Source organism: Brevundimonas halotolerans (genome assembly GCF_003730275.1).
GTDB classification, from domain to species: Bacteria; Pseudomonadota; Alphaproteobacteria; order Caulobacterales; family Caulobacteraceae; genus Brevundimonas; species Brevundimonas halotolerans.
Genome location: NZ_QTTA01000019.1, coordinates 116,383 through 135,510 on the forward strand (window position 1 = coordinate 116,383; position 19,128 = coordinate 135,510).

General features: G+C 69.6%; 18 protein-coding genes. 8 read left to right on the plus strand and 10 right to left on the minus strand.

The annotated features are described in order from the left end of the window. The first annotated feature begins 27 nt into the window (after positions 1 to 27). Positions 28 to 1,254: an NAD(P)/FAD-dependent oxidoreductase gene (locus tag EG854_RS09480; RefSeq protein ID WP_123287948.1), complete on the plus strand. Its 1,227-nt coding sequence runs from the start codon at positions 28 to 30 to the stop codon at positions 1,252 to 1,254. A gap of 238 nt (positions 1,255 to 1,492) precedes the next feature. Here the strand turns inward: EG854_RS09480 and EG854_RS09485 are convergent, their stop codons facing one another. Genes EG854_RS09485 through EG854_RS09510 form a run of 6 tightly spaced genes read right to left on the minus strand, consistent with a single transcriptional unit; the run spans position 1,493 to position 8,566 of the window. Continuing rightward, positions 1,493 to 2,821, minus strand: a complete 1,329-nt coding sequence (locus tag EG854_RS09485) for a sulfite reductase subunit alpha (RefSeq protein WP_164461987.1) — start codon at positions 2,819 to 2,821, stop codon at positions 1,493 to 1,495. Between the two features lie 5 nt (positions 2,822 to 2,826). Then, on the minus strand, positions 2,827 to 3,927 hold the full coding sequence (locus EG854_RS09490) for an FAD:protein FMN transferase (RefSeq protein WP_123287872.1): 1,101 nt from the start codon (positions 3,925 to 3,927) through the stop codon (positions 2,827 to 2,829). 7 nt (positions 3,928 to 3,934) lie between these two features. Further along, complete coding sequence (locus tag EG854_RS09495) at positions 3,935 to 4,453, minus strand: DUF2271 domain-containing protein (RefSeq protein WP_123287873.1); 519 nt, start codon at positions 4,451 to 4,453, stop codon at positions 3,935 to 3,937. A gap of 16 nt (positions 4,454 to 4,469) precedes the next feature. Continuing rightward, complete coding sequence (locus tag EG854_RS09500) at positions 4,470 to 5,126, minus strand: PepSY-associated TM helix domain-containing protein (protein WP_123287874.1); 657 nt, start codon at positions 5,124 to 5,126, stop codon at positions 4,470 to 4,472. A gap of 45 nt (positions 5,127 to 5,171) precedes the next feature. Beyond that, positions 5,172 to 7,172 (minus strand): TonB-dependent receptor, encoded by a 2,001-nt coding sequence (locus EG854_RS09505; RefSeq protein WP_123287875.1) that lies wholly within the window; start codon positions 7,170 to 7,172, stop codon positions 5,172 to 5,174. Next, the gene (locus EG854_RS09510) at positions 7,169 to 8,566 is read right to left on the minus strand and encodes a UDP-N-acetylmuramate--L-alanine ligase (RefSeq protein WP_123287876.1); all 1,398 of its coding nucleotides are present in this window, start codon (positions 8,564 to 8,566) and stop codon (positions 7,169 to 7,171) included. The genes EG854_RS09505 and EG854_RS09510 overlap by 4 nt, the downstream gene beginning before the upstream one ends. A gap of 113 nt (positions 8,567 to 8,679) precedes the next feature. Here EG854_RS09510 and EG854_RS09515 point away from each other — a divergent pair, with 113 nt between their 5' ends. The 4 genes from EG854_RS09515 to EG854_RS09530 all read left to right on the plus strand — a co-directional run bounded on the left by EG854_RS09515 (position 8,680) and on the right by EG854_RS09530 (position 14,212). After that, on the plus strand, positions 8,680 to 9,513 hold the full coding sequence (locus EG854_RS09515) for an LD-carboxypeptidase (protein WP_123287877.1): 834 nt from the start codon (positions 8,680 to 8,682) through the stop codon (positions 9,511 to 9,513). A 173-nt stretch (positions 9,514 to 9,686) separates the two neighbouring features. After that, entirely contained in the window at positions 9,687 to 12,185 is a 2,499-nt protein-coding gene (locus EG854_RS09520; RefSeq protein ID WP_123287878.1) for a hypothetical protein, read from the plus strand. 13 nt (positions 12,186 to 12,198) lie between these two features. Then, complete coding sequence (locus EG854_RS09525) at positions 12,199 to 13,212, plus strand: protein-L-isoaspartate O-methyltransferase family protein (protein WP_123287879.1); 1,014 nt, start codon at positions 12,199 to 12,201, stop codon at positions 13,210 to 13,212. Between the two features lie 43 nt (positions 13,213 to 13,255). Beyond that, on the plus strand, positions 13,256 to 14,212 hold the full coding sequence (locus tag EG854_RS09530; protein ID WP_123287880.1) for an aspartyl protease family protein: 957 nt from the start codon (positions 13,256 to 13,258) through the stop codon (positions 14,210 to 14,212). Here EG854_RS09530 and ypfJ read toward each other — a convergent pair. The 3 genes from ypfJ to EG854_RS09545 all read right to left on the minus strand — a co-directional run bounded on the left by ypfJ (position 14,206) and on the right by EG854_RS09545 (position 16,596). Next, positions 14,206 to 15,057, minus strand: a complete 852-nt coding sequence (ypfJ, locus tag EG854_RS09535; RefSeq protein WP_123287881.1) for a KPN_02809 family neutral zinc metallopeptidase — start codon at positions 15,055 to 15,057, stop codon at positions 14,206 to 14,208. The two genes, EG854_RS09530 and ypfJ, sit on opposite strands and share 7 nt — an antisense overlap. Before the next feature lie 77 nt (positions 15,058 to 15,134). Then, a complete protein-coding gene (locus EG854_RS09540) occupies positions 15,135 to 15,524 on the minus strand; it encodes a hypothetical protein (protein WP_164461988.1) in 390 nt (129 codons plus the stop codon). 67 nt (positions 15,525 to 15,591) lie between these two features. Continuing rightward, positions 15,592 to 16,596 carry a fatty acid desaturase family protein gene (locus EG854_RS09545; protein ID WP_123287883.1) on the minus strand — a complete coding sequence of 335 codons (1,005 nt, stop codon included), beginning with the start codon at positions 16,594 to 16,596 and terminating at the stop codon, positions 15,592 to 15,594. Between the two features lie 121 nt (positions 16,597 to 16,717). On the opposite strand from EG854_RS09545, the gene EG854_RS09550 reads away from it, so the two are divergent. The 3 genes from EG854_RS09550 to EG854_RS09560 are packed head-to-tail and all read left to right on the plus strand — an operon-like array spanning position 16,718 to position 18,260. Next, a complete protein-coding gene (locus EG854_RS09550; protein ID WP_123287884.1) occupies positions 16,718 to 17,098 on the plus strand; it encodes a hypothetical protein in 381 nt (126 codons plus the stop codon). Then, positions 17,098 to 17,295 carry a helix-turn-helix transcriptional regulator gene (locus EG854_RS09555; RefSeq protein ID WP_123287885.1) on the plus strand — a complete coding sequence of 66 codons (198 nt, stop codon included), beginning with the start codon at positions 17,098 to 17,100 and terminating at the stop codon, positions 17,293 to 17,295. The genes EG854_RS09550 and EG854_RS09555 overlap by 1 nt, the downstream gene beginning before the upstream one ends. Positions 17,296 to 17,324: 29 nt before the next feature. Then, positions 17,325 to 18,260: an alpha/beta fold hydrolase gene (locus EG854_RS09560; protein ID WP_123287886.1), complete on the plus strand. Its 936-nt coding sequence runs from the start codon at positions 17,325 to 17,327 to the stop codon at positions 18,258 to 18,260. Between the two features lie 9 nt (positions 18,261 to 18,269). Here the strand turns inward: EG854_RS09560 and EG854_RS09565 are convergent, their stop codons facing one another. Further along, positions 18,270 to 19,124, minus strand: a complete 855-nt coding sequence (locus tag EG854_RS09565; protein WP_123287887.1) for a DUF3298 and DUF4163 domain-containing protein — start codon at positions 19,122 to 19,124, stop codon at positions 18,270 to 18,272. Positions 19,125 to 19,128: the final 4 nt, after the last annotated feature.

The following is a 19,128-nucleotide window of genomic DNA, read 5'->3' on the forward strand; positions in this document are numbered from 1 at the left end:
CCGGCGATCGCAGCCTATGTCCGGGTCATGAGCAGGATCGTGATCGTGGGCGCGGGGCATGCCGGGGGCAGTGCGGCCGCGCTTCTGAGACAATATGGCTTTGACGGCGAGGTGGTGCTGATCGGCGAGGAGCCGGTCGCCCCCTATCAGCGCCCGCCCCTGTCCAAGGCCCTGCTGAAGGGAGAGGGCGAGGAGGAAGACCTGCTGCTGCGGCCCGCCGACTTCTATGTCGAACAGAATATCCAGATGCGGCTGGGCCAGACGGTCACCGCCATCGATCGGGCGGGAAAACAGGTGGTGCTGTCGGACGGCGAGACCGTCGCCTACGACACCCTGATCCTCGCGACCGGATCGACGGCAAGGAAGCTCGACGTGCCGGGCGCCGATCTGACAGGCGTGCTGGAGCTGCGGACCCTGGTCGATGCGCGCAGACTCAGGGCGGCGATCAAACCCGGCGTGCGGCTGGCTGTAGTCGGCGGCGGCTATGTCGGGCTGGAGGTCGCCGCCTCGGCCCGGGCGCTGGGTGCCGAGGTGGTGGTGATCGAACGCGAGGCGCGGCTGCTGGCCCGGGTGGCATCGGAGGTGCTGGCTGACTTCATGCACGACGCCCACAGCCGGCAAGGGGTGACCCTGCTGACCGGTCGTACCGTTGTGGCCTTCCAGCCGGGCGAGGATGGCTCGGTCGCTGGCGTGACGCTGGACGACGGCCAGAGCCTGCCGGCCGATCTGGCGATCGTCGGTGTGGGCGGCGTGGCCTGCGAGGGACTTGGCGCGGCCGCCGGTCTGACCTGTGACGGGGGTGTGGTGGTCGATGAGACCGCCCGCACTTCGGACCCCCACATCTACGCCCTCGGCGATATGACCCGGCGGCCGGTGCCGGTGCATGATGGTCGGATCGTCCGGCTGGAGAGTGTGCCGAACGCCCTCGAACAGGCCAAACAGGCCGCCGCCGCCATCACCGGCCGCAAACCGCCCCCGCCCGAAGTGCCGTGGTTCTGGTCGGATCAGTATGATCTGAAGCTGCAGATGGCGGGGCTTTCCGACGGTGCGGACCGCAAGGTTGTGCGCGGCGATCCGACCGGTCCCGGTTTTGCCGTCTTCCACCTCGCGGGTGACCGCCTGCTGTGCGTCGAGGCGGTCAATGCCCCGGCCGAATTCATGGGCGGGCGTCTGGTGATTGCGAAGGCCACACCGGTCGACGCGGAAAAGCTGGCCGATCCGTCCGTCTCGATGAAGGCGGTCGCGAAGGCTTAAGCCGTTCGCAATTGTCATCCCGGAATTCGCTAAAGCGAATATCCGGGACGTTTGCAGGGCTATCCCGACACCGCCCGGAAGCGCTCGCGCTGTCCGGGCGACGGCTTGCCGTGATCGACCTTCGCCCGGCTCAGGCCCGGCGGCCTGTCCGGGCGATCTCGATTAACATCGGCATCCGTCCCGGCTCTCCGCTCCGCTACGGCCGGGATGACAAGTCGCCAAAGAGCCAAAGCGCAATCTAATACACATCCCGCCGGTAGCGCCCGGCCTCGCGCAGGTCCAGTAGCCGGTCCTCGTCCAGAATGTCGCGCAGCGCCGCATGGACGGCGGGCGCCATGCCCTTAAGGCTGCCGCAGACCATGATCGTGGCGCCACGCTCCACCCAGTCGCGCACGGTGTCAGCCTCGGCCTGCAAGATGTCCTGCACATAGCGGGCACCGCCCTTATCGCGCGAGAAGGCGCGGTCCAGCCGGGTCAGCACGCCCGATGCCAGCCAGCCCTGCAGGCGCTGGTCCAGCAAGGCGTCATGGGCGGCGGTCCGTTCACCGAACACCAGCCACGCCGGTCCGGGTTTCGCGGCGCGCGCCCGCTCGGACAGATGGGCCACAAGCCCGCCCAGCCCCGTGCCATTGCCGATCAGGATCAGCGGCCCAGTTGCATCGGGCCCGTGGAAGGTCCGGTTGGGCCGGATGCGGAGCGGCACCGTCTCCCCGATCCGGCACCGGTCCAGCAGCCAGGTCGAGGCCAGTCCCGGCGTGCCGTCGGGGCGCACCGTCTCGCGGATGATCAGATCCATGGCCCGGTCCGCCGGGACGGTTGCGATCGAATAGTCCCGCAACTGACCCGGCTGGCCCGCCACGGCCTCGGGCAGCTCGACCTCGGCCACATCGCCCGCCCGCCAGTCCGGCATATCCCCGATGGGCCGCAGGCGCAGGCGATAGACCGGCCGACCCGGGCTGCCGGGGTTCAGATGGGCGCGCCGCTCCAGACGCCAGGGGCGGTGCGGGCGACTGCGGGTCTCGCGGGCGAAGGTCGCGCCGGTCACGGCCGTCAGCTGATGTCGCCAGTGCGCCAGGGCGCCGGGGTCCAGCCGGTCCACCTCGACCCGGTCGAAAAGGGCGGTCGCCCCCGCCCGGGCCAGCCAGCTGTCCAGCGCCCGGCCAAAGCCGCAATAGTGGCCATAGCTGCTGTCGCCCAGCGCCAGAACACCGACCTGAAGGTGCGACAGGTCGGGCGGAGTGGGCATCAGCCGTCGCAGAAAGCCGGTCGCCTCATCCGGGGCATCGCCCTCGCCCGTGGTCGCGGCGATCAGGAACAGACGCTCGGCCTTCGCCAGCAGTTCGGGGGTCAGCTGCGACAGGCCGAGCCGCTGGACCGACAGGCCGGTGGCGGACAGGGCGGTCGCAGTTTCCTCGGCCAGGGCCTCGGCGCTGCCGGTCTGGCTGGCGTGCACGACCAGCGTCGCGGCCTCAGCGATGGCCCCCGGCGCCGGCCGCGGGCGCAGCGACCAGGCGGTCAGTCCGGCCCAGGCCAGCACCGCCGTCGCGGCCCAGAGCTCGCCACCCATGGGGATCATTCCCGCCCGACGTCCAGCATGGCCACAAGCGCGGGGCTCATCTGCTCAACCAGACCATCGTCGGTGCGGTGGACCATCAGGGCCGCAATCCCGGCGTGCTCGGCATGATCCAGACCTTCCTCAGGCCCCAGCACTGTCAGGGCGGTCGCCAGCGCATCGGCGACCATGGCCGAGTCATGCAGCACCGAGGCCGAGACCATGCCATTAGTCACGGGCCGCCCCGTGCGACCGTCGATGGTGTGAGAGTACGTCTGGCCGCCGTGGACGAACTGGCGGCGCGCCTCGCCCGAGGTGGCAACGGCCAGTCCATACAGGGCCGCAATGGTGCGCGGCGTCTCCAGCCCAACCGTCTTTTCCAGTTCGACCCACCACGGACGGCCGTCCGGTTTGACGCCGACACCCTTCAGCTCGCCGCCGATCTCGAACAGGTGCGAGGTCGCCCCCTCACGGGCCAGCCGCAGAGAGATAAGGTCGACCGCATGCCCCTTGGCGATGCCCGACAGGTCCAGCTTCAGCCCGCCGGGCTGGACGGCCGCCCGCGCATCGACATTCAGCCGAAGGCGCATCCAGCCGCTCTTGGACCGCGCCGCCTCGACCTCGTGATCCTCGGGCAGGGGCAGCAGGGGCGACCGGCGTCCGGGCGGTCCGAACCCCCACAGATCGACCAACGACCCCAGCGTCGGATCGACCGCGCCATTGGTGTCGTCGGCCAGCTCCAGCGCCCGGGTCAGGACGGTCCAGAAGGCATCGGACAGGGCCCAGGTACCCTCGGGGGCGCCATTGAACCGGGAAATCTCGCTGTTGCGCTCCCACGGGCTGAACAGGGCGATGATGCGCTCCAGCTCTTCCTCGATCAGGGCCTGCCAGCGGATGGCCTCGGTCTCGTCGCGGACCACGATCCGGGCGGTCCAGACCGTGCCCATGGTCTCGCCGCCCAGCTGGGCGATCTGCGCGCCCGGCGGCTTTTCCGGGGCGCTGCGAAGGGGCGGGATCAGGATGCGGTTGTTGGTCTCCGGACGCGGCTCATTCGCGCCCCCGGACAGGTCGATGACCGGCGGGGCCGAACGGCTGGAGGCGGGGACACGCGGCTCGGACATCAGGACCTCAGCGGGCGACGGTGACGCGCACGGCACCCAGTTCGGAGTCTCCGGTGCCCGAGGCGGTATTGGCAGCGCCGAGGCGGAAGGGCACGCGCACGATCTCACGTCCGCCCAGCTCACGCGCGGCCTCGACCGCCAGCACATAGTTTCCGGCCGGCAGATCGCGCAGGCGCGAGGCGGGGATTGTGACCGTCTGGGTGCCCGGCGCGCGGGTCGGGCCAGAGACACCATCGGCCGGCAGGGTCAGGTTGCGCCCGTCCTTGCGCCACCAGGTGCGGATGTCCCTCAGCCAGTCCTTGCCCTCACCGGCGGGCAGGGCGGTGTCATACCAGACCGACAGGGTGCGCACGGCGGTCTCATCGGGCCGCTCGATCCACACCGCCACATAGGGCCGGTGGTAGGAGGCGCTGGAAATGCGCGGAATGCCGATGCTGACCGTCAGATCACCGGACGGCAACGGGGCAGCCCCCATCAGCATCAGTCCGGCGGCGGGCAGGGTCGCAGCAAGGGTCAGGGGCTTCATCGGAACGGGGGCACACTCAGTGGATAAAGATCAGGGAGAGGATCAGCGGGATCAGCAGGCCCAGCGACACCAGCGGCCAGGTCATGCGCCGGTTGCGGGCATGCAGCACCAGCAGCGCCAGACCGGTCAGGGCGAACACCAGACAGGCCACCGCGAACACATCGATGAACAGCGACCAGGCCCCGCCGGTATCTCGCCCCTTGTGCAGGTCATTCAGATAGGCGATCGGCCCGCGCGTGGTCACCTCGACGAGGGCCTCGCCCGTCTGCCGGTCCAGCGTCATCCAGCCGTCGCCACCGGGCCGGGGCAGGGCGACATAGATTTCCGCGCCCGTGGTCTCGGTGGCCCGCCCGGCGATGGAGACGTCCAGCTCACTCGAGGCCCAACGCGCCACGGCATCGGGGACCGGGTCGGTGGTCTCGGCGGGGAAGGTCTCAAGCCGCTGCAGCAGCGGCGCGGGCAGGGTGGCGGTGCGCTCGACCACCACCGGCTCGGCCGGGATCTGGGCGGCATGGTTCAGGGTAAAGCCGGTCACCGCAAACAGGATCAGTCCGATCAGGCTGACCGAAGCGGACATCCAGTGCCACTGGTGCAACTGCTTCAGCCAGAAGGCCCGCGCGGAGCTCAGCCGGGCGGCGGATGGGGCAGGAGCGGGCGCGGGAGACGTCGACACCCTGCGCCTGTGCCAAAAATGCGAACCGCTTGCAAGTAACGTCGTCTACCAGCGACGCGACAGCCCGATCCACAAGGTGCGCGGCGGGCCATACGACACGACGCCCGTGCCCGTTTCCGCCGTCTCGACGTTTGCGTCGAACAGGTTCACCCCCTCGACCCAGGCGGTCAGGCCGGGCGACAGCCTCCGCTCCAGACGGGCCGACGCGGTCAGGGCCGGGTCAAGTACGCGGCTGTTGAGATCGTCGTCGAAACGGCGGCTCTCCCAACGGGCATCGACGCTGACGGTCCAGTCGGCCGCGGGGGTCCAGTCCAGACCGGCGGTGGCACTCCAGATCGGGGCCTGGGCGGGGCGCAGCCCGGTCAGCTGCGGCGCCTGCGAGCCGCCGTCCACCCGCGCGTCGGTGGCGGCCAGCGCACCCCGCAGCGTCAGGCCCTCGCGCAGCCGCGCTTCGGCCTCCAGTTCCAGCCCGACAGCCTCGATGGTCCCGGCGTTCTGTCGCTCGCGCAGGACACCACCGGCCGGGACAAAGCCCGCGCGGGGAAAGACGCCGGGACCTGCGCCGATGGTGACATTGACGATGGCGTCCTCGATCCGGGTGGCAAAAAGCGTGGCCCGGATGTCCAGCCGGTCGGTCTCGCGCGCCAGCCCCGCCTCGATCCCGGTCAACTGCTCGGGCACCAGACCGGCATTGGCCTCGGTGATGTCATTGCCGACCCTGAACGGCCGGTGCAGCTCATTCAGGGTCGCCGGTCGAAAGGCGCTATAGGTCGCCGCCCGCACCGACCATTCGGGCGACAGGGCACGGCGCACCCCCAGCCGGGCCGACACCACATCGCCCGACTGATCGGCCGGCTGTTCGTCCAGCACCCGGGCATCGGTCTGCAGGTCGCGCTCGACCCGTCGGCCGTCGCTGGCGGACCAGTGGTCGAGGCGCAGGCCTCCTGTCACCAGCCACGGGCCGCGCGTGGCGCTGGCCTCGGCATAGACTCCCGCCACCGCGGTCTCGCCGCCCGCCTGCCGGGAGCGCGTGAATTCCCCGCCCATGAAGCGATAGCGTTCGTTGGTCTCGCCCTCGGCCTGCCGGGCATCAACGCCAAACTCGGTCTCAAGGCCGTCCCGCCGCATCCGCCAGGCGGCGTTCAGCCCCCAGGCTATGGCGGGAGTGTGGAACTGATGATTGGCCGGGCTGGTCGAGGAGCGGTCTGGCGCGGTCGCGACAAAGCGGTTCTGCAGGTCGCTGGTGCGCCGCCACAGCTGCACGCGCCAGCCCGCCCGGTCGGCGTCCGGCTGGCGCGTGGCGGTCAGCGACAGGGCCGTGCCCGAGGCCTCGGCGTCCGATCCCTCGACGCCCGAGCCGCGCATCTCTTCGAAGGCGGAAACCCGGCCAGAGACCAGCGCATCCCCGACCGGCATGTCCAGCCGCAGCGAGGCCGCGCTGGCCTCAAGGTCCAGTGGCCGGTCAGCGGCTCCGGCGTCGGGCGCCCGCACCGGCGTATGGCCGTCGGTCCGCTCGTGGCCAGCGGTCGCCACCCAGCGCAGGGGGCCGAGGTCGCCCGTTCCCGAGGCGGCCAGCCGGGCCGAGCCGCGCTCCCCCACCGCCGCCGTCCAGGCCCCGCCCGTATCCCGTTCCCGCAGCAGCACCGAGCCGGTCAGCGCGCCTGCGCCATAGGGGCCGGTGCCCCCGGCGCGCACCACATCCACGCCCGACAGGCCCTCGGGCGGCACCTGGGCCCAGATCACCCAGCCGCCAAAGGGATCATTCAGCGGCACCCCGTCGAGCGCCACCAGCGCCCGCCCGGCGCCGGTCGGGGCAATGGCCCGCAGCGACAGGCCCTGGGTGGTCGGATTGGCGGTCAGGCTGGAGGTCCGGCGGAACAGGCCGACGGCGGGCACCCGGCCCAGCGCCTCGTCCAGCCGCATCGACCGGTCCAGCGCCTCGCCGTCCAGCCGGATCACGGAAAAGGCCGCCTCCCCTTCTGCAGCAGGCAGGCGCGGGGCGGTGACCACGATCTCGTCGAGAACGACCGGCGGATCCTGCATCATGCCGAAAGGCGCGTCAGCAGCTCGCGGGCAAAGGTGGTCAGGGTGTCATCGCGCGCGCCCATCACCAGAATTCGGTCGCCGGGCTGGGCAAGCTGGATCAGCCGGTCGCCGCAGTCGGCGCGCGTGGCATGAGCCTCGGCCTGACGTCCGGCGGCGACCACGCCCTCGACGATCTGCGGGCTCGAGACGCTGCGGTCGGTGGTGCCCCCGTAATAGACCGGCTCGGGCATGATCAGATGATCGCCCGGACCCATCAGGCTGGCAAAGGTCTCGATGAACTCGCGCCGCATCAGCTTCAGCGGGCCAAAGCCGTGCGGCTGGAACAGGACCAGCAACCGCCCGGGAAAGGCGTGCAGGGTCCGCAGCGTCGCGGTGATCTTGTCCGGGTTGTGGGCAAAGTCGTCGATGACGGTCACGCCACCCGCCTGTCCCACAACCTCCAGCCGACGCCGGATGCCCCGGAAACTGGCGAGCGCGGCGATGGCTGTCTCACGCGCCACGCCCAGCGCTTGGGCGACGCCCAGGGCGGCCAGGGCATTGGCGACATTGTGTGCGCCCGGCACCTGCAGGCGGACTTCAGCCCCGTCCAGCCGGAACCGCATCCCGGTTGCGGTCGCCTCGACATCGGTCGCGCGCAGGTCTGCGGCCGTGTTGCCCAGCGAAAAGGTCAGGCGGCGGTCTGCAGGCAGGGTGTCGGCCAGTGCCCGCGTCTCGTCATTGTCGAGGTTCAGCACGGCGATATCCGCATGCCCGGCGAAGCCGCCGAACAGGGCGCGCAGCTCTTCCATGGACTTGTGGTCCAGCGAGATGTTCGAGACCACGGCGACCGTGGGCCGGTACAGCTGGATCGAGCCGTCCGACTCATCGACCTCCGAGACGAACAGGTCGGGGTTGCCGATCCGCGCAGCGGCAAAGGGTGTGTCCTCGCGCACGAAATTGCTCATCACCGCGCCATTCATGACCGTGGGGTCGAGGCCTGCCTGATCAAGGATCCACGCCACCATGCCGGTGATGGTCGACTTGCCGCTGGTCCCGGCGATGCCCACGCGCCGCTCGGCGGCGTTGAACAGGTCCGACAGCATCTGCGGTCGGGTCATGACGGGGGCGCCGACCCGGCGGGCGGCGGCGATGTCGGGCACTGTGTCCTCGACGGCGCCCGAGGCCACAACCGTGGTCGCCGCATCCGTCACACCCGACCCGTCCTGCGGGTAAAGCGCGATGCCCTGCGCCTCCAGCCAGGCAAACTTGTCGGGGCTGCGGCCCTGGTCGTGCGACCGGTCCGATCCCGCCACCAGGGCCCCCCGCGCGGCCAGGATCAGGGCCAGCGGCAGCATTCCCGACCCGCCGATACCGCAGAAGAAATAGGAACCAGCTGGATTGGCGTCTTGATTCATGGAGGCGAAACCGGGGAGTGTCGGAGGAAGGCCCTGACTAGCACGGGGCGCACCGCATGCCAGAGCCGGGAGCCCGATTTGTCCGACCGCCTGCCCAACAGGGGAAACGCAGTATGGGATCGGTAACCCGCATTGGCGTGGTGGCGCCCTCGTCACGCTTCAGCAAGGCCACCGCCGCGCGACTGGAGGCCCATGTCGAGGCCCGCTTTCCCGGCGGCGACGTCAAGGTCGTGTTCCATCCGGCCTGTTTCGCTAACCACGGCCATTTCGCCGGTGACGACGCCCTGCGCGCCCGCGCATTCCTCGAGATGGCCAACGACCCGCGCTACGACGCCCTGTGGTTCGCGCGCGGTGGTTATGGCTCGTGCCGGATCGCCGAGGCGGTGCGCGACGGGCTGAAGCCCGAGGCCCGGACCAAGCGCTATCTGGGCTATTCTGACGCCGGCAGCCTGCTGGCCACCCTCTACAAGACAGGCTTTGCCCATGTCGCCCACGGGCCGATGGTCGCCGACTTCGGTCGCCGCGAGGGGGCCGAGGCCATCGACCGCGCGCTCGACTGGCTGATCAAGGGCGCGACCACGGGGTATGAGCCCAGCCTCGACGGACGGCCGACCGTCGCCTTCAACCTGACCATCCTCGACCAACTGGTCGGCACGGCCATCGAACCCGACCTGAGCGGCCATGTGGTGATGATCGAGGAGGTGTCCGAGGCGCTCTACCGGATCGACCGGATGATGTTCCATCTGACCGGTCAGGCCTCGATCCGCCGCATCGCGGGCTTCCGTCTGGGCCGGGTCAGCGACATCACCCCCAATGAGCCCGAGTTCGGCCTGACGCCCGAGGAAATCGTCCGCTACTGGTGCCTGCGGTCCGGCATTCCGTATCTGGGCGGGGCCGACATCGGCCATGACGCCGACAACAAGATCGTGCCTTTCGGGCCGCGCTGACGGGTAAAACGCAGCCCCGGGGCCCCGAATCCTCGCGTTTTCGGGGAAGGCGGTCGACAGATAACGCCGGTCAGGCCAGATGGCCCCATGCGGGTTAAGGGGCTGTTAACCTTGAAGTCTTCCGTGCGCGGAAAAGGGGGCCGGGATCACCTCGTGATCCGGCCGCCCGTGGCGTGGTCGGCCCTGTGACCGGCCTGTCGAAGAGCACCCGGGCCGCGCTGATCCCCCTGTTCCTTGTGGCGCTCGGTGTTGTCGGCATCGAGAACGCCCTGACCCGCTATTTCGCCGTCGCGAAATGGTCCGAGTATGGCTACTGGATCATCTCCATCGTCATGGCGGGCTTTGCTCTGTCGGGCGTGGCGGTTGCCCTGTTCCGCGATACGGTCGAGCGTCACGGGGCCTGGCTGCGCGCCGTCCTGCCGGCCACCATGGTGCTGGCAGCAGCGCTGGGTTACGAGCGGATCGCCCGCAATCCCTTCAATCCGCTGCAGCTGCAGAACCCCACGACCTGGGCCGACCAGCTGCTGAATATCGCGGGCTATTACGGGGCGTTGCTGCCGTTCTTCTTTCTGGCCGGCCTCTATATCGCGCTGATCTTCATCCTGAACCCGCGAGAGATCGGGCGGGTCTATGCCTATGATCTGATTGGCGCGGGGCTGGGCTCGGCCCTCGCCCTGGCGCTGATGTTCCTCGTCCACCCCTTTCTTCTGGCGCCCCTGCTGCTGGTGCCGTTGGCGCTGGCGCCGCTGTTTCAGCCGGGCCGCTTCAGTACCCTCGGTGGCGCGCTGGCCGGAGGCGCCCTTGTGCTGGGCGAGGCCATTCTGCTGCTCGGCACCCCGCCTGCCTATTCCGAGTTCAAGGCCGTCTATGCGCCCATGAACACCCGGGGCGCCGAGGTGGTGGCCGAGGTCCGTCGCCCGCGCGGGCACTATCTGATGCTCGACAACTTCACCGAGCGGGTCGACGCCGACGTTTCCAACAACGCGTCGATGATGGAGGTCGAAGGGCCGCCCGCCACATATGGCCTCTACCGCGACGGCAGCCGGATCGCGGCCCTGCCCAAGGCGGGCGGTCTCGGCGGCGGCTATGCTGACAGCGCCCTGTCGGCCGCCCCCTATATGCTGCGGCCCCGCGCCGGGGTGCTGATCCTGGGCGCCTCCGGCGGCTTCCGCCTGGCCGAAGCCCGGGCGCTGGGGGCCGAACGGCTGCTGGTCGTTGAAAGCGAGCCGGTGCTGAAACACGCCCTGACCCACGGGCTGGGCCCCTCGCGCGGTCTTGCACTGGGCGACGATGTGCGGCTGGCCGAGGGCGGACCGCTGGCCGTTGCCCGGGCGGCGGGTGCGGCCCCCGGCGAGCGCTTTGACGTGATCGACGTCTCGTCCGACTTCATCGATGCGGCGCCGGCCAATGTCACGGCGCTTACGGTCGAGGCCATGCAGGCCTATCTGGCCGCGCTCGATCCTGACGGCATGGTCTCGGTCCCCGTCTCGATCCGCGACTTCCCCGTCTATGCCTTTCGCATCATGGCGACGGCGCGCGAGGCCCTGATCCGGGCCGGTGTCGAGCGCCCCGAGGACCACGTCATGGTCTATCGCTCGGCGTGGAATGCCCGCATCCTGATTTCGCCGACGCCGTGGAGCGAGGCGGATGTCACAGCGCTCGAGACCTTCGCCGCCGCCCGCTCGTTCGACATTTCCTGGCGCCCCGGACTGAACATCGAGGCGGCCCGCGCGGGTCTGTTCAACGACCTGCCGGTGGTGTCGTTCGAAAGCGGCACCGTGATCTCTCAGGGCACGGACGATGCCATCGCGCGCGAGGCCGAGGCGGTGCTGCAGGGGCGCGACAGCCCCTCCAGTCGCGCCTTCAACATCCGGCCCCAGACGCTGGACCGGCCCGCCTACTATGCGTCGCTGCGGCTCGACCGGCCGACCACCCTGATCCACCGGCTGGAGGTCCTGCCCCAGGCCGAGATCGGCGCTCTGGTCAATCTGGTGGTGCTGGCCCAGGCCGCCCTGATCGCCCTGCTGGTGCTGGCCGCCCCGCTGATGTTCCGTAAACGGAAGGTTGCCGCGCCCGAGCCCCGCCGCCTGTGGCCGGTGCTGTACTTCCCCAGTCTGGGTCTGGGCTTCCTGCTGATCGAGATCTTCCTGATCGACAAGGCGGCCTTCTATCTCAATGACTATTCCTCGGCCTTCGCCCTGGTGCTGACGTCCATGCTGATCTTCTCGGGGCTGGGCAGTCTGATCGCCGGCCGCGTGGTGGCCCTGCCCAAGGTGGCCTCGTTCGTGTCCCTGATCGTGGTGCTGGGCTGGATCTGGCTGGTCTTCACGCAGGGCGAGGCGGTCATGCTGTCGACGCTGGACCAGCCCGCCTGGACACGGGGACTGCTCGTGCTGGCCGCGGCCGCGCCCGTGTCGCTGGCGCTGGGCCTGCCCTTCCCGCTGGGTCTGATCCAGGTGGGTGAGGGGCGGATGCTGCCCTGGGCCTGGGGCCTGAACGGGGCCTTCTCGGTCGTCGCCACGCCGCTGGCCAATCTGATGTCGCGCGAGGTCGGCTTCTCCTCCCTGCTGATGGTGGGGGCAGCCCTCTATGTGCTGGCCTTCCTCGCCCTGCCGCCGGGCCGCCAAACGCGCTCCACCCTTGATCCCCTTCCTGTTTCGTCGCCTGCGTAAAAGGATTTCCGCCATGACGATCGACCGTAGACGCCTGATCGCCGGAGGCGCGGCCCTGGCCGGGGCCTCGACCCTCGTCGCCTGTGACGAGGCCACGCGCGAGCGGCTTCAGGCCCGGCTCAACCCGACCCGCACCGGCGGCGATACGCCTGCGCCCTCGACCGACGCCCCGGCGACCGCAGCGGCGCCCGAGACGACCGACAGCGCCGTCTCCGAAACCGTCCGCATGCCGGCCCAGCCGTGGACCTACGAGGCCTTCGTTGCCGCCATGGCCGCCTCCGAGCGCCCCAGCAGCCTCAGCCGCGCCCAGTTCGACGCCATCCAGTCGCGCAAACCCGCCGCGATCCAGCGCATCAAATCCTATCTGGACGGCAAGTTCGGCGCGGCCGATCCCCGTGTGGTCCAGGCCTTCGAGAGCGTGCCGCGCGACTTCTTCCACTACGCCTATGCCGCGCAGGATTCGACGGCCTATCAGGCCTATGAGGCCAATCCCAAGCCGTGGGCCATCGGCCACGGTTCGGTGCTCAGCGACTATCTGGGCCAGGCCTATATGACCCAGCTGGCCGAGCCCAAGCCCACCGATGTGACGCTGGAAATCGGTACCGGCTCGGGCTTTCAGTCGTCGCTGCTGTCGCGGATCGTGCGCGACTCCTACACGATCGAGATCATCCAGCCGGTCGGCCATGCGGTCAGCAAGATCTTCAAGCCGCTGGGCTATGACAACGTCCACGCCCGTGTTGGCGACGGCTATTTCGGCTGGCCCGAGGTCGAGGGCGGGTTCGACACCATCATGCTGACCTGCGTCGCCCAGTACGCCCCGCCCGAGCTGTTCCGCCAGCTCAAGCCCGGCGGCAAGCTGATCATCCCGATCGGCCAGCCCTTCCGCCGGGGTCAGGTGCTGTATGTCTATACCAAGGACGCCGACGGCCGCGTCCGCTCGCGCCGCGACGTCGGGGTGTTCTTCATCCCCATGACCGGCGCCATGCAGAACCGTCCGCGACCCCAGGGCGCATCCTCGGGCGGCTGATCGTCTCTGGTCACAGGGGCGCGTTCAGGCCAAACAGAGCGGCATGAACCGACGCAGCCTCCTGATCCGGACTGGTGTGGTCGCCGGCGCCCTCGGGGGCGGGTGGTGGCTGAAGGAGAATGTCCTGTGGAGCGCGCCGGGCCTGGCCTTCAGCGGAGGAACGACCACCCCCTGGATCGACTTTGCCGCCCGGGTGCTCAGCCCGACGATCCCGGTCCGCATCGCCGGCCAGACGGTCAATGCCCTGATCGACAGCGGTGCGCAGTATTCGGTGATCGACCGGGGTTTTCATACCGCCATCGAGGCCGAGCTGGGCCCGCGCCCCCTGTTCGACATTCCGCTGGTGGCCTACGGCGTCGGCGGCCAGCCCCAGATGGGCAAGGGTGTGCGGCTGGACATGGCGGTGGACGGCCTGTCCCTCAGCGGCCTGCGCTGCGCCATCCTCGATCTGGGCCCGCTGGCGGATGAAGAGGGGCTTTCCGCCCCCCTGATCCTGGGTCAGGACCTGCTGAAACTGCTGGCGCTCGAGGTCGATCTGGTCGAGCGCCGCATGCGGCTGATGGACCGGCAGGCCGTGGTCCACGACGCGCGCTGGAGCCGGGTTGCCGTCCGCCGGCGCGGCACCGCCCTGGTCACCCCGGTCGAGGTCGAGGGCCACACGCTGGACGCCGTGGTCGATACCGGCGCCTCTTCCATCCTCAGCCTCAGTCAGCCCGCCGCCGAGGCCGCCGGCATTCTGGACGGACGCCCGGCCGGGACCGGCGAAAGTCTGGTGCTGGGCGGACAGATCACCGCCGACATCCTGACAGTCGCGCGCCTGCGTGCGGTGGGCCGCACCTTCCGCGAGGTCGATGTGCCGGTCTATGGCGCGGTCGGCATGCCCGGCATCCCCGCGGCCCTGCTGGGCATGGCGGCCTTCCGCGATCAGGGCCTGCTGCTCGATATCGGCGGCGGCACCCTCTACCGCACCGCCCAGCTGGATCTGACGGTGGTTCAGTAACCCCGGAAGGTGTCACACGCCGCCGGATCGCCGGTCTCATAGCCGCGCGTCAGCCATTCGACCCGCTGCTCCGACGATCCGTGGGTAAAGCTGTCGGGCGAAACGCGACCCCCTCCGCGTTGCTGCAGAGCATCGTCGCCGATGGCGGCGGCCGTCTTCAGCCCCTCTTCCAGATCACCGGGCCGCAGCGCCACCTCGCCGCCCGACAGGCGTGCGGCATTGGCCGCCCAGACACCGGCATAGCAGTCGGCCTGAAGCTCCAGCGCCACGGAAAAGCGGTTGGCCTCGGCCTCGCTGGTGGCCCGCGCCTGTGCCCGCCGCACATCGTCCGAGGCCCCCGTCAGCGTCTGGATGTGGTGGCCGAACTCATGGGCGATCACATAGGCCTTGGCGAAATCCGCGCCCGATGCGCCCAGCTGGGTCTGCATCTGCTCCCAGAAGCCCAGGTCCAGATAGACGGTCTGATCCGCCGGACAATAGAACGGCCCCATGGCCGCCTGACCAAAGCCGCAGCCCGTACCGGTGCCGACCTCGTACAGGACCACGGTCGGCGCGTGGTAGCCCATCAGCAGGTCCGACCAGACGGCGTTCACATTGCCGCCGATCACATCGACGAACAGGCCAGCCTCATCCTCGGGCGTGCCTCGCTCACCCTCGGCCTGACTGCCCGCCGCGCCCAGCTGGGTCGCCAGCTGGGTCGTGGTTTCGGGCGGAATGCCAAACACCAGATAGCCGATCGCCGCCAGCACCATGACGCCCAGCCCGCCGCCGGCGATGCCGCCCGCGCCCATGCCGCGGCGATCCTGAATTCCGCCGCCGCCGCGTTGTCCGCCTCTCCAGCGCATGATGCCCTCCCTCGATGTCCCGAAACCAGCTTAACGGCGAACGCCGGTCGGGGGAAAGGGATGCGTGGATCGGGCGATCAGTCGTCGCCGTCCAGCCAGCGGTCGATCCCGCCGGTGCGGGCCTCGATCTCCTCGCGGCGGGCGCGGGCGCTGGCCGGTGTGCCAGGAGGCACGGCCACAGGCGGTGTCAGCGCCGGCGTCTGCCGCTGGCGCTCCAGATCGGCGACCACCCGCGCCGCCTCGGCCCGGCCCCGCTCGGCTTCGGCCTGACGCAGGTCGGCCCCCGCCCGCTGGCGATCGATCTCATAGCGATGCCGCTCGGCCGCATAGCCTCCCGGCGGCGGCAGCGCCCCCGCACGCGGCGGCGGTGCAACATAGGGCGGCGGCAGGCTCTGCGCCTCGGCCGCCGTGGCCCCGGCCAGGGCCAGGCCGACGACAAGACCGGACAGGATCAGGGGACGGGTCATGAGGGGAAAGATAGGGCGACTGGCGAAGCGGGCCAAGCGGGGCCTTATCCGGGGGGCTGCGGGAGCCTCAGCGAAGACTCGCCACGTCTGCTTTTGAGCTCGCCGACCTCAGCACCTCGGCATAGCCCCCCGCCACCTCCATCCGCTCGCCCTCGGGCCGGGCGTGGACGGCGCGGTGCAGGGCGGGCAGTTTCCAGCAGGGCACGTGCATAAACAGGTGGTGTTCGGCGTGGAAATTGACCCAGTAGGGGGCGATGAAGGCGCGCTCCAGCCAATTGGCCCGGGTGGTGCGGGCGGCGCGAAAGGCATCCTCGGCCGAGCCTTCGACACAGGCGTGTTCGGCGATGTTGCGGATGCGGGTGACCATCGGAAACCAGGTCGCCATGGGCAGCAGCCACAGCGCGAAAAAGGCCCACCAGACCCCCGCCGCTACGAACCCCGCCAGCAGCGCGAGGTTGAACAACACGAACGGCAGTACCGACCGGCCTGTGACAATCGTCTCATACGCATGGTCATCTGTGGCCCTGTTTGGTGCGCTAACGCTCGGCTCGCGGAGCCTCGCTGCTTGAGCGCGCGATTGGTTCAGCGCCGCCAGCGGCAACAGCACCCTCTGCTTGAAAAAGGTCTGGCCAGTCAGGTCGCGGATCAGCTTCCGCCGCAGCGAGGCAGGGCTGACGGGGAAGGGGGCCGACAGCATCAGGTCCGGGTCCTCGGCCTGCTGGGCAAAGCGGTGGTGGGCCAGGTGATAGGGGCGATAGCTGTCCAGCGACGCGCCCACCGGCACGGCGCACAGCCAGTGCCCGAGAAAATCATTGAGCTTCAGATTGCGCGACAGCCCGCCATGGGCCGCCTCATGCATCAATATGGCCAGCCCCAGCTGCCGCGTGCCGATGATCATGACGCTGAGCGGCATCAGCCAGGGGATCCACACCCCCAGCGCCACCGCCAGCGCAATCACCCCCCAGCAGTGCACCACCAGAAGCGGCCCGGCCACGGCACTGCGCGACTGGAACGGCGCCCAGTCCTCGGGCTGAAACAGCTGTTGCGGAGCAATGCGCGGAGCGGCAGGCATGGCCTAGCCTACCGTCCTTTTCGACAACGGACAAAAGACAGGGACTCCTGACGAAAAGTCAGGTTGACATGACACGATCACGGTGTAAGGTCGTCCTTACATTCAGTCAGGAGGACGTGACATGACATCTGCTGCCAAGGCCTACACCTTTCGAACCGTATTCTTCATGCTGGGCTATGTCGTCGCCCTGGTGCTGGCCGTCGGCGGCGCGCTGGACGCTATCGGCGGGGTCAGCGGCTGGGTGCTTGCGGCGGCGGTCGCGGCGCCGGTGGCGGGGCAGATCTGGGCGACCCTGGCCTTCATCCGCGACAGTGACGAGTTCGTCGCCGGCGTCACGGCCAAGCGGTTCATCCTCGCCGCCGGCATGACCTTCGCGCTCAGCGTCTTCTGGGGGTTCGCCGAGAAGTTCGCCGAGGCCCCGCACATCGAGGGCTGGTGGGTCTATGTCGTCTTCTGGGGGCTGATGGGCTTCATGCCGGTGTTCATCCGGAGCAGCCGCTGATGAAGAACCGCCTCAAACTGCTGCGCGTCGAGCGCGGCTGGACCCAGGAGCAACTGGGCCAGGAACTGGGGGTCTCGCGTCAGGCGGTCAATGCGCTCGAGACCGAAAAGCATGACCCTTCGCTCGACCTCGCCTATCGCATCGCCGTGGTGTTCGATCGCCCGGTGGAAGACATCTTCGAAAACCCGCACGCCTGAGCGTTCAGGCAAACTCCAAGGACAATCCCATGCACAATTTCCGTTCCCTTTCGGGGCGTTCGCTTCTGCACGCCCTGGTCCTCGCCTCGGCCCTGCTGCTGGCGGGCGGCATCCTGAGCCTGATCGCGCCGCGTATGGCTGTGGCCCAGAGCGCACCCGCCTTCACCTCCGACCGGCTGTCGGTCGAGGTGCTGGGCGCCGGCCCCGACGTCATCCTCATCCCCGGCTATGCCTCCTCGCGGGAGGTCTGGCGGGCCGAGGCCGAGCGCCTGTCCGCCACCCGCCGGGTGCACATGGTCCAGCTGGCCGGTTTCGCCGGTGAGCCCTGGGGCCATGGCGACGGCCCGTTCGTCCAGCCGGTGATCGACGATCTGGCCCGCTATATCGATGAGGCAGGCCTGCGGGACCCCGCCATCATCGGCCACTCCATGGGCGGGATGAGCGCCCTGATGCTGGCCCAGCAATACCCGGCCCTCGTCGGCAAGGTCATGAGCGTCGACAGCCTGCCCTTCTTCTCGGCCCTGTTCGGCCCGGAGGTGACGGTCGAAACGGCGCGCCCCTTCGCCGAACAGGCCGCCGCCGGAACCCTCGCCGCCGATGATGCCAGCTTCCGCGCCGGTCAGGTCCAGGGTGCCGTGGGCTATGTCAACGACCCCGCGACACAGGCCGCCATGGTCGAATGGGGCATGGCCTCGGATCGTCAGGCTCTGGCGACCGCCATCAAGGAGGTCATGCTGACCGACCTCCGCCCCGCGCTGCCCACCATGACCACCCCGGTCTGGGCCGTCTATGCGGCCGATGCCAACGGCGGCGCCCCGCCCGCCATGGCTGATGCCCTGTGGCAACGCGAGTACGCCACCCTGCCGGGCGTAGAGCTGATCCGGGTCGATGACACCCGCCACTTCATCATGGCCGACCAGCCGGAGCGGTTCAGCGAGATCGTCGACCGCTTCCTCGCGGAATAGGCGGGTGCGTCAGCGCGGCGTGACGTCCCCCGTCCGCCGCGGCTGGCCCGCGAACTCCCCGGCATAGGCCGTGGCGATCATGCTCTTGAAGGCGGTCTGCGGGATGGCGATCTCATAGCCGCCTTCGACGCCCGGCCCGACCTGATAGGGCCCGATCAGGAAGATCAGCCCCCCGGCCTTGCCTGCCTGATCGCCCGGCGCCAGCACAAAGGGCGTCTCGGCCGCCCGGGGACAGGCCCATCCGTCGCGACCGGCCAGAGTGATCGTCCGGGCATCCGGCACCCGCTGGCGGCGGGCGGCATTCACCGCCGTGCACAGGGCCTGATCCAGCGCCGTCAGGTCCGCCCCCTTCCGGAACAGCTCCGGCGCCCCGATCAGCCGCTTCAGCGACCGATCCCAGACAATGCCCGTCGTCAGGGTGTTGGGATGGGCCCCACCGGAATAGTCAAAGGCCTCGCGCCTCAGGCTGAACAGGCGGTCGGTTTGGCCGGCGACCGTGACCGTGACCGTCTTCTCGAACGGCGGCATGCCCTCATCGCCCTCAGCCTCGGTGCGGGCGGCCAGCGCCCCCTCCTCGAACTGACGAAGGTTGCGGACCTCTTCGGCATAGGTGCGGGCATGCAGGTCGGGCTCTGCCTTGATCCCCTCGGGCAGGGTCAGCGAGACGGTGGCGTGCTCGGTCTTGTCGGCAAAGCTCAGATTCGACGGCGAGGCCGCCGGGGTCTCCTGCGCGGGCGCATCGGTCTCGGCGGCCACCTCGGCCGGGGCGGGCTCGTCGCCGTCGCGGTTACAGGCGGCCAGCGCCAGCGGCATCGCCAGCAGGATCAGGGACAGTCGGAGGGTCTGGGTCGGGGAGGGACGCATGGAA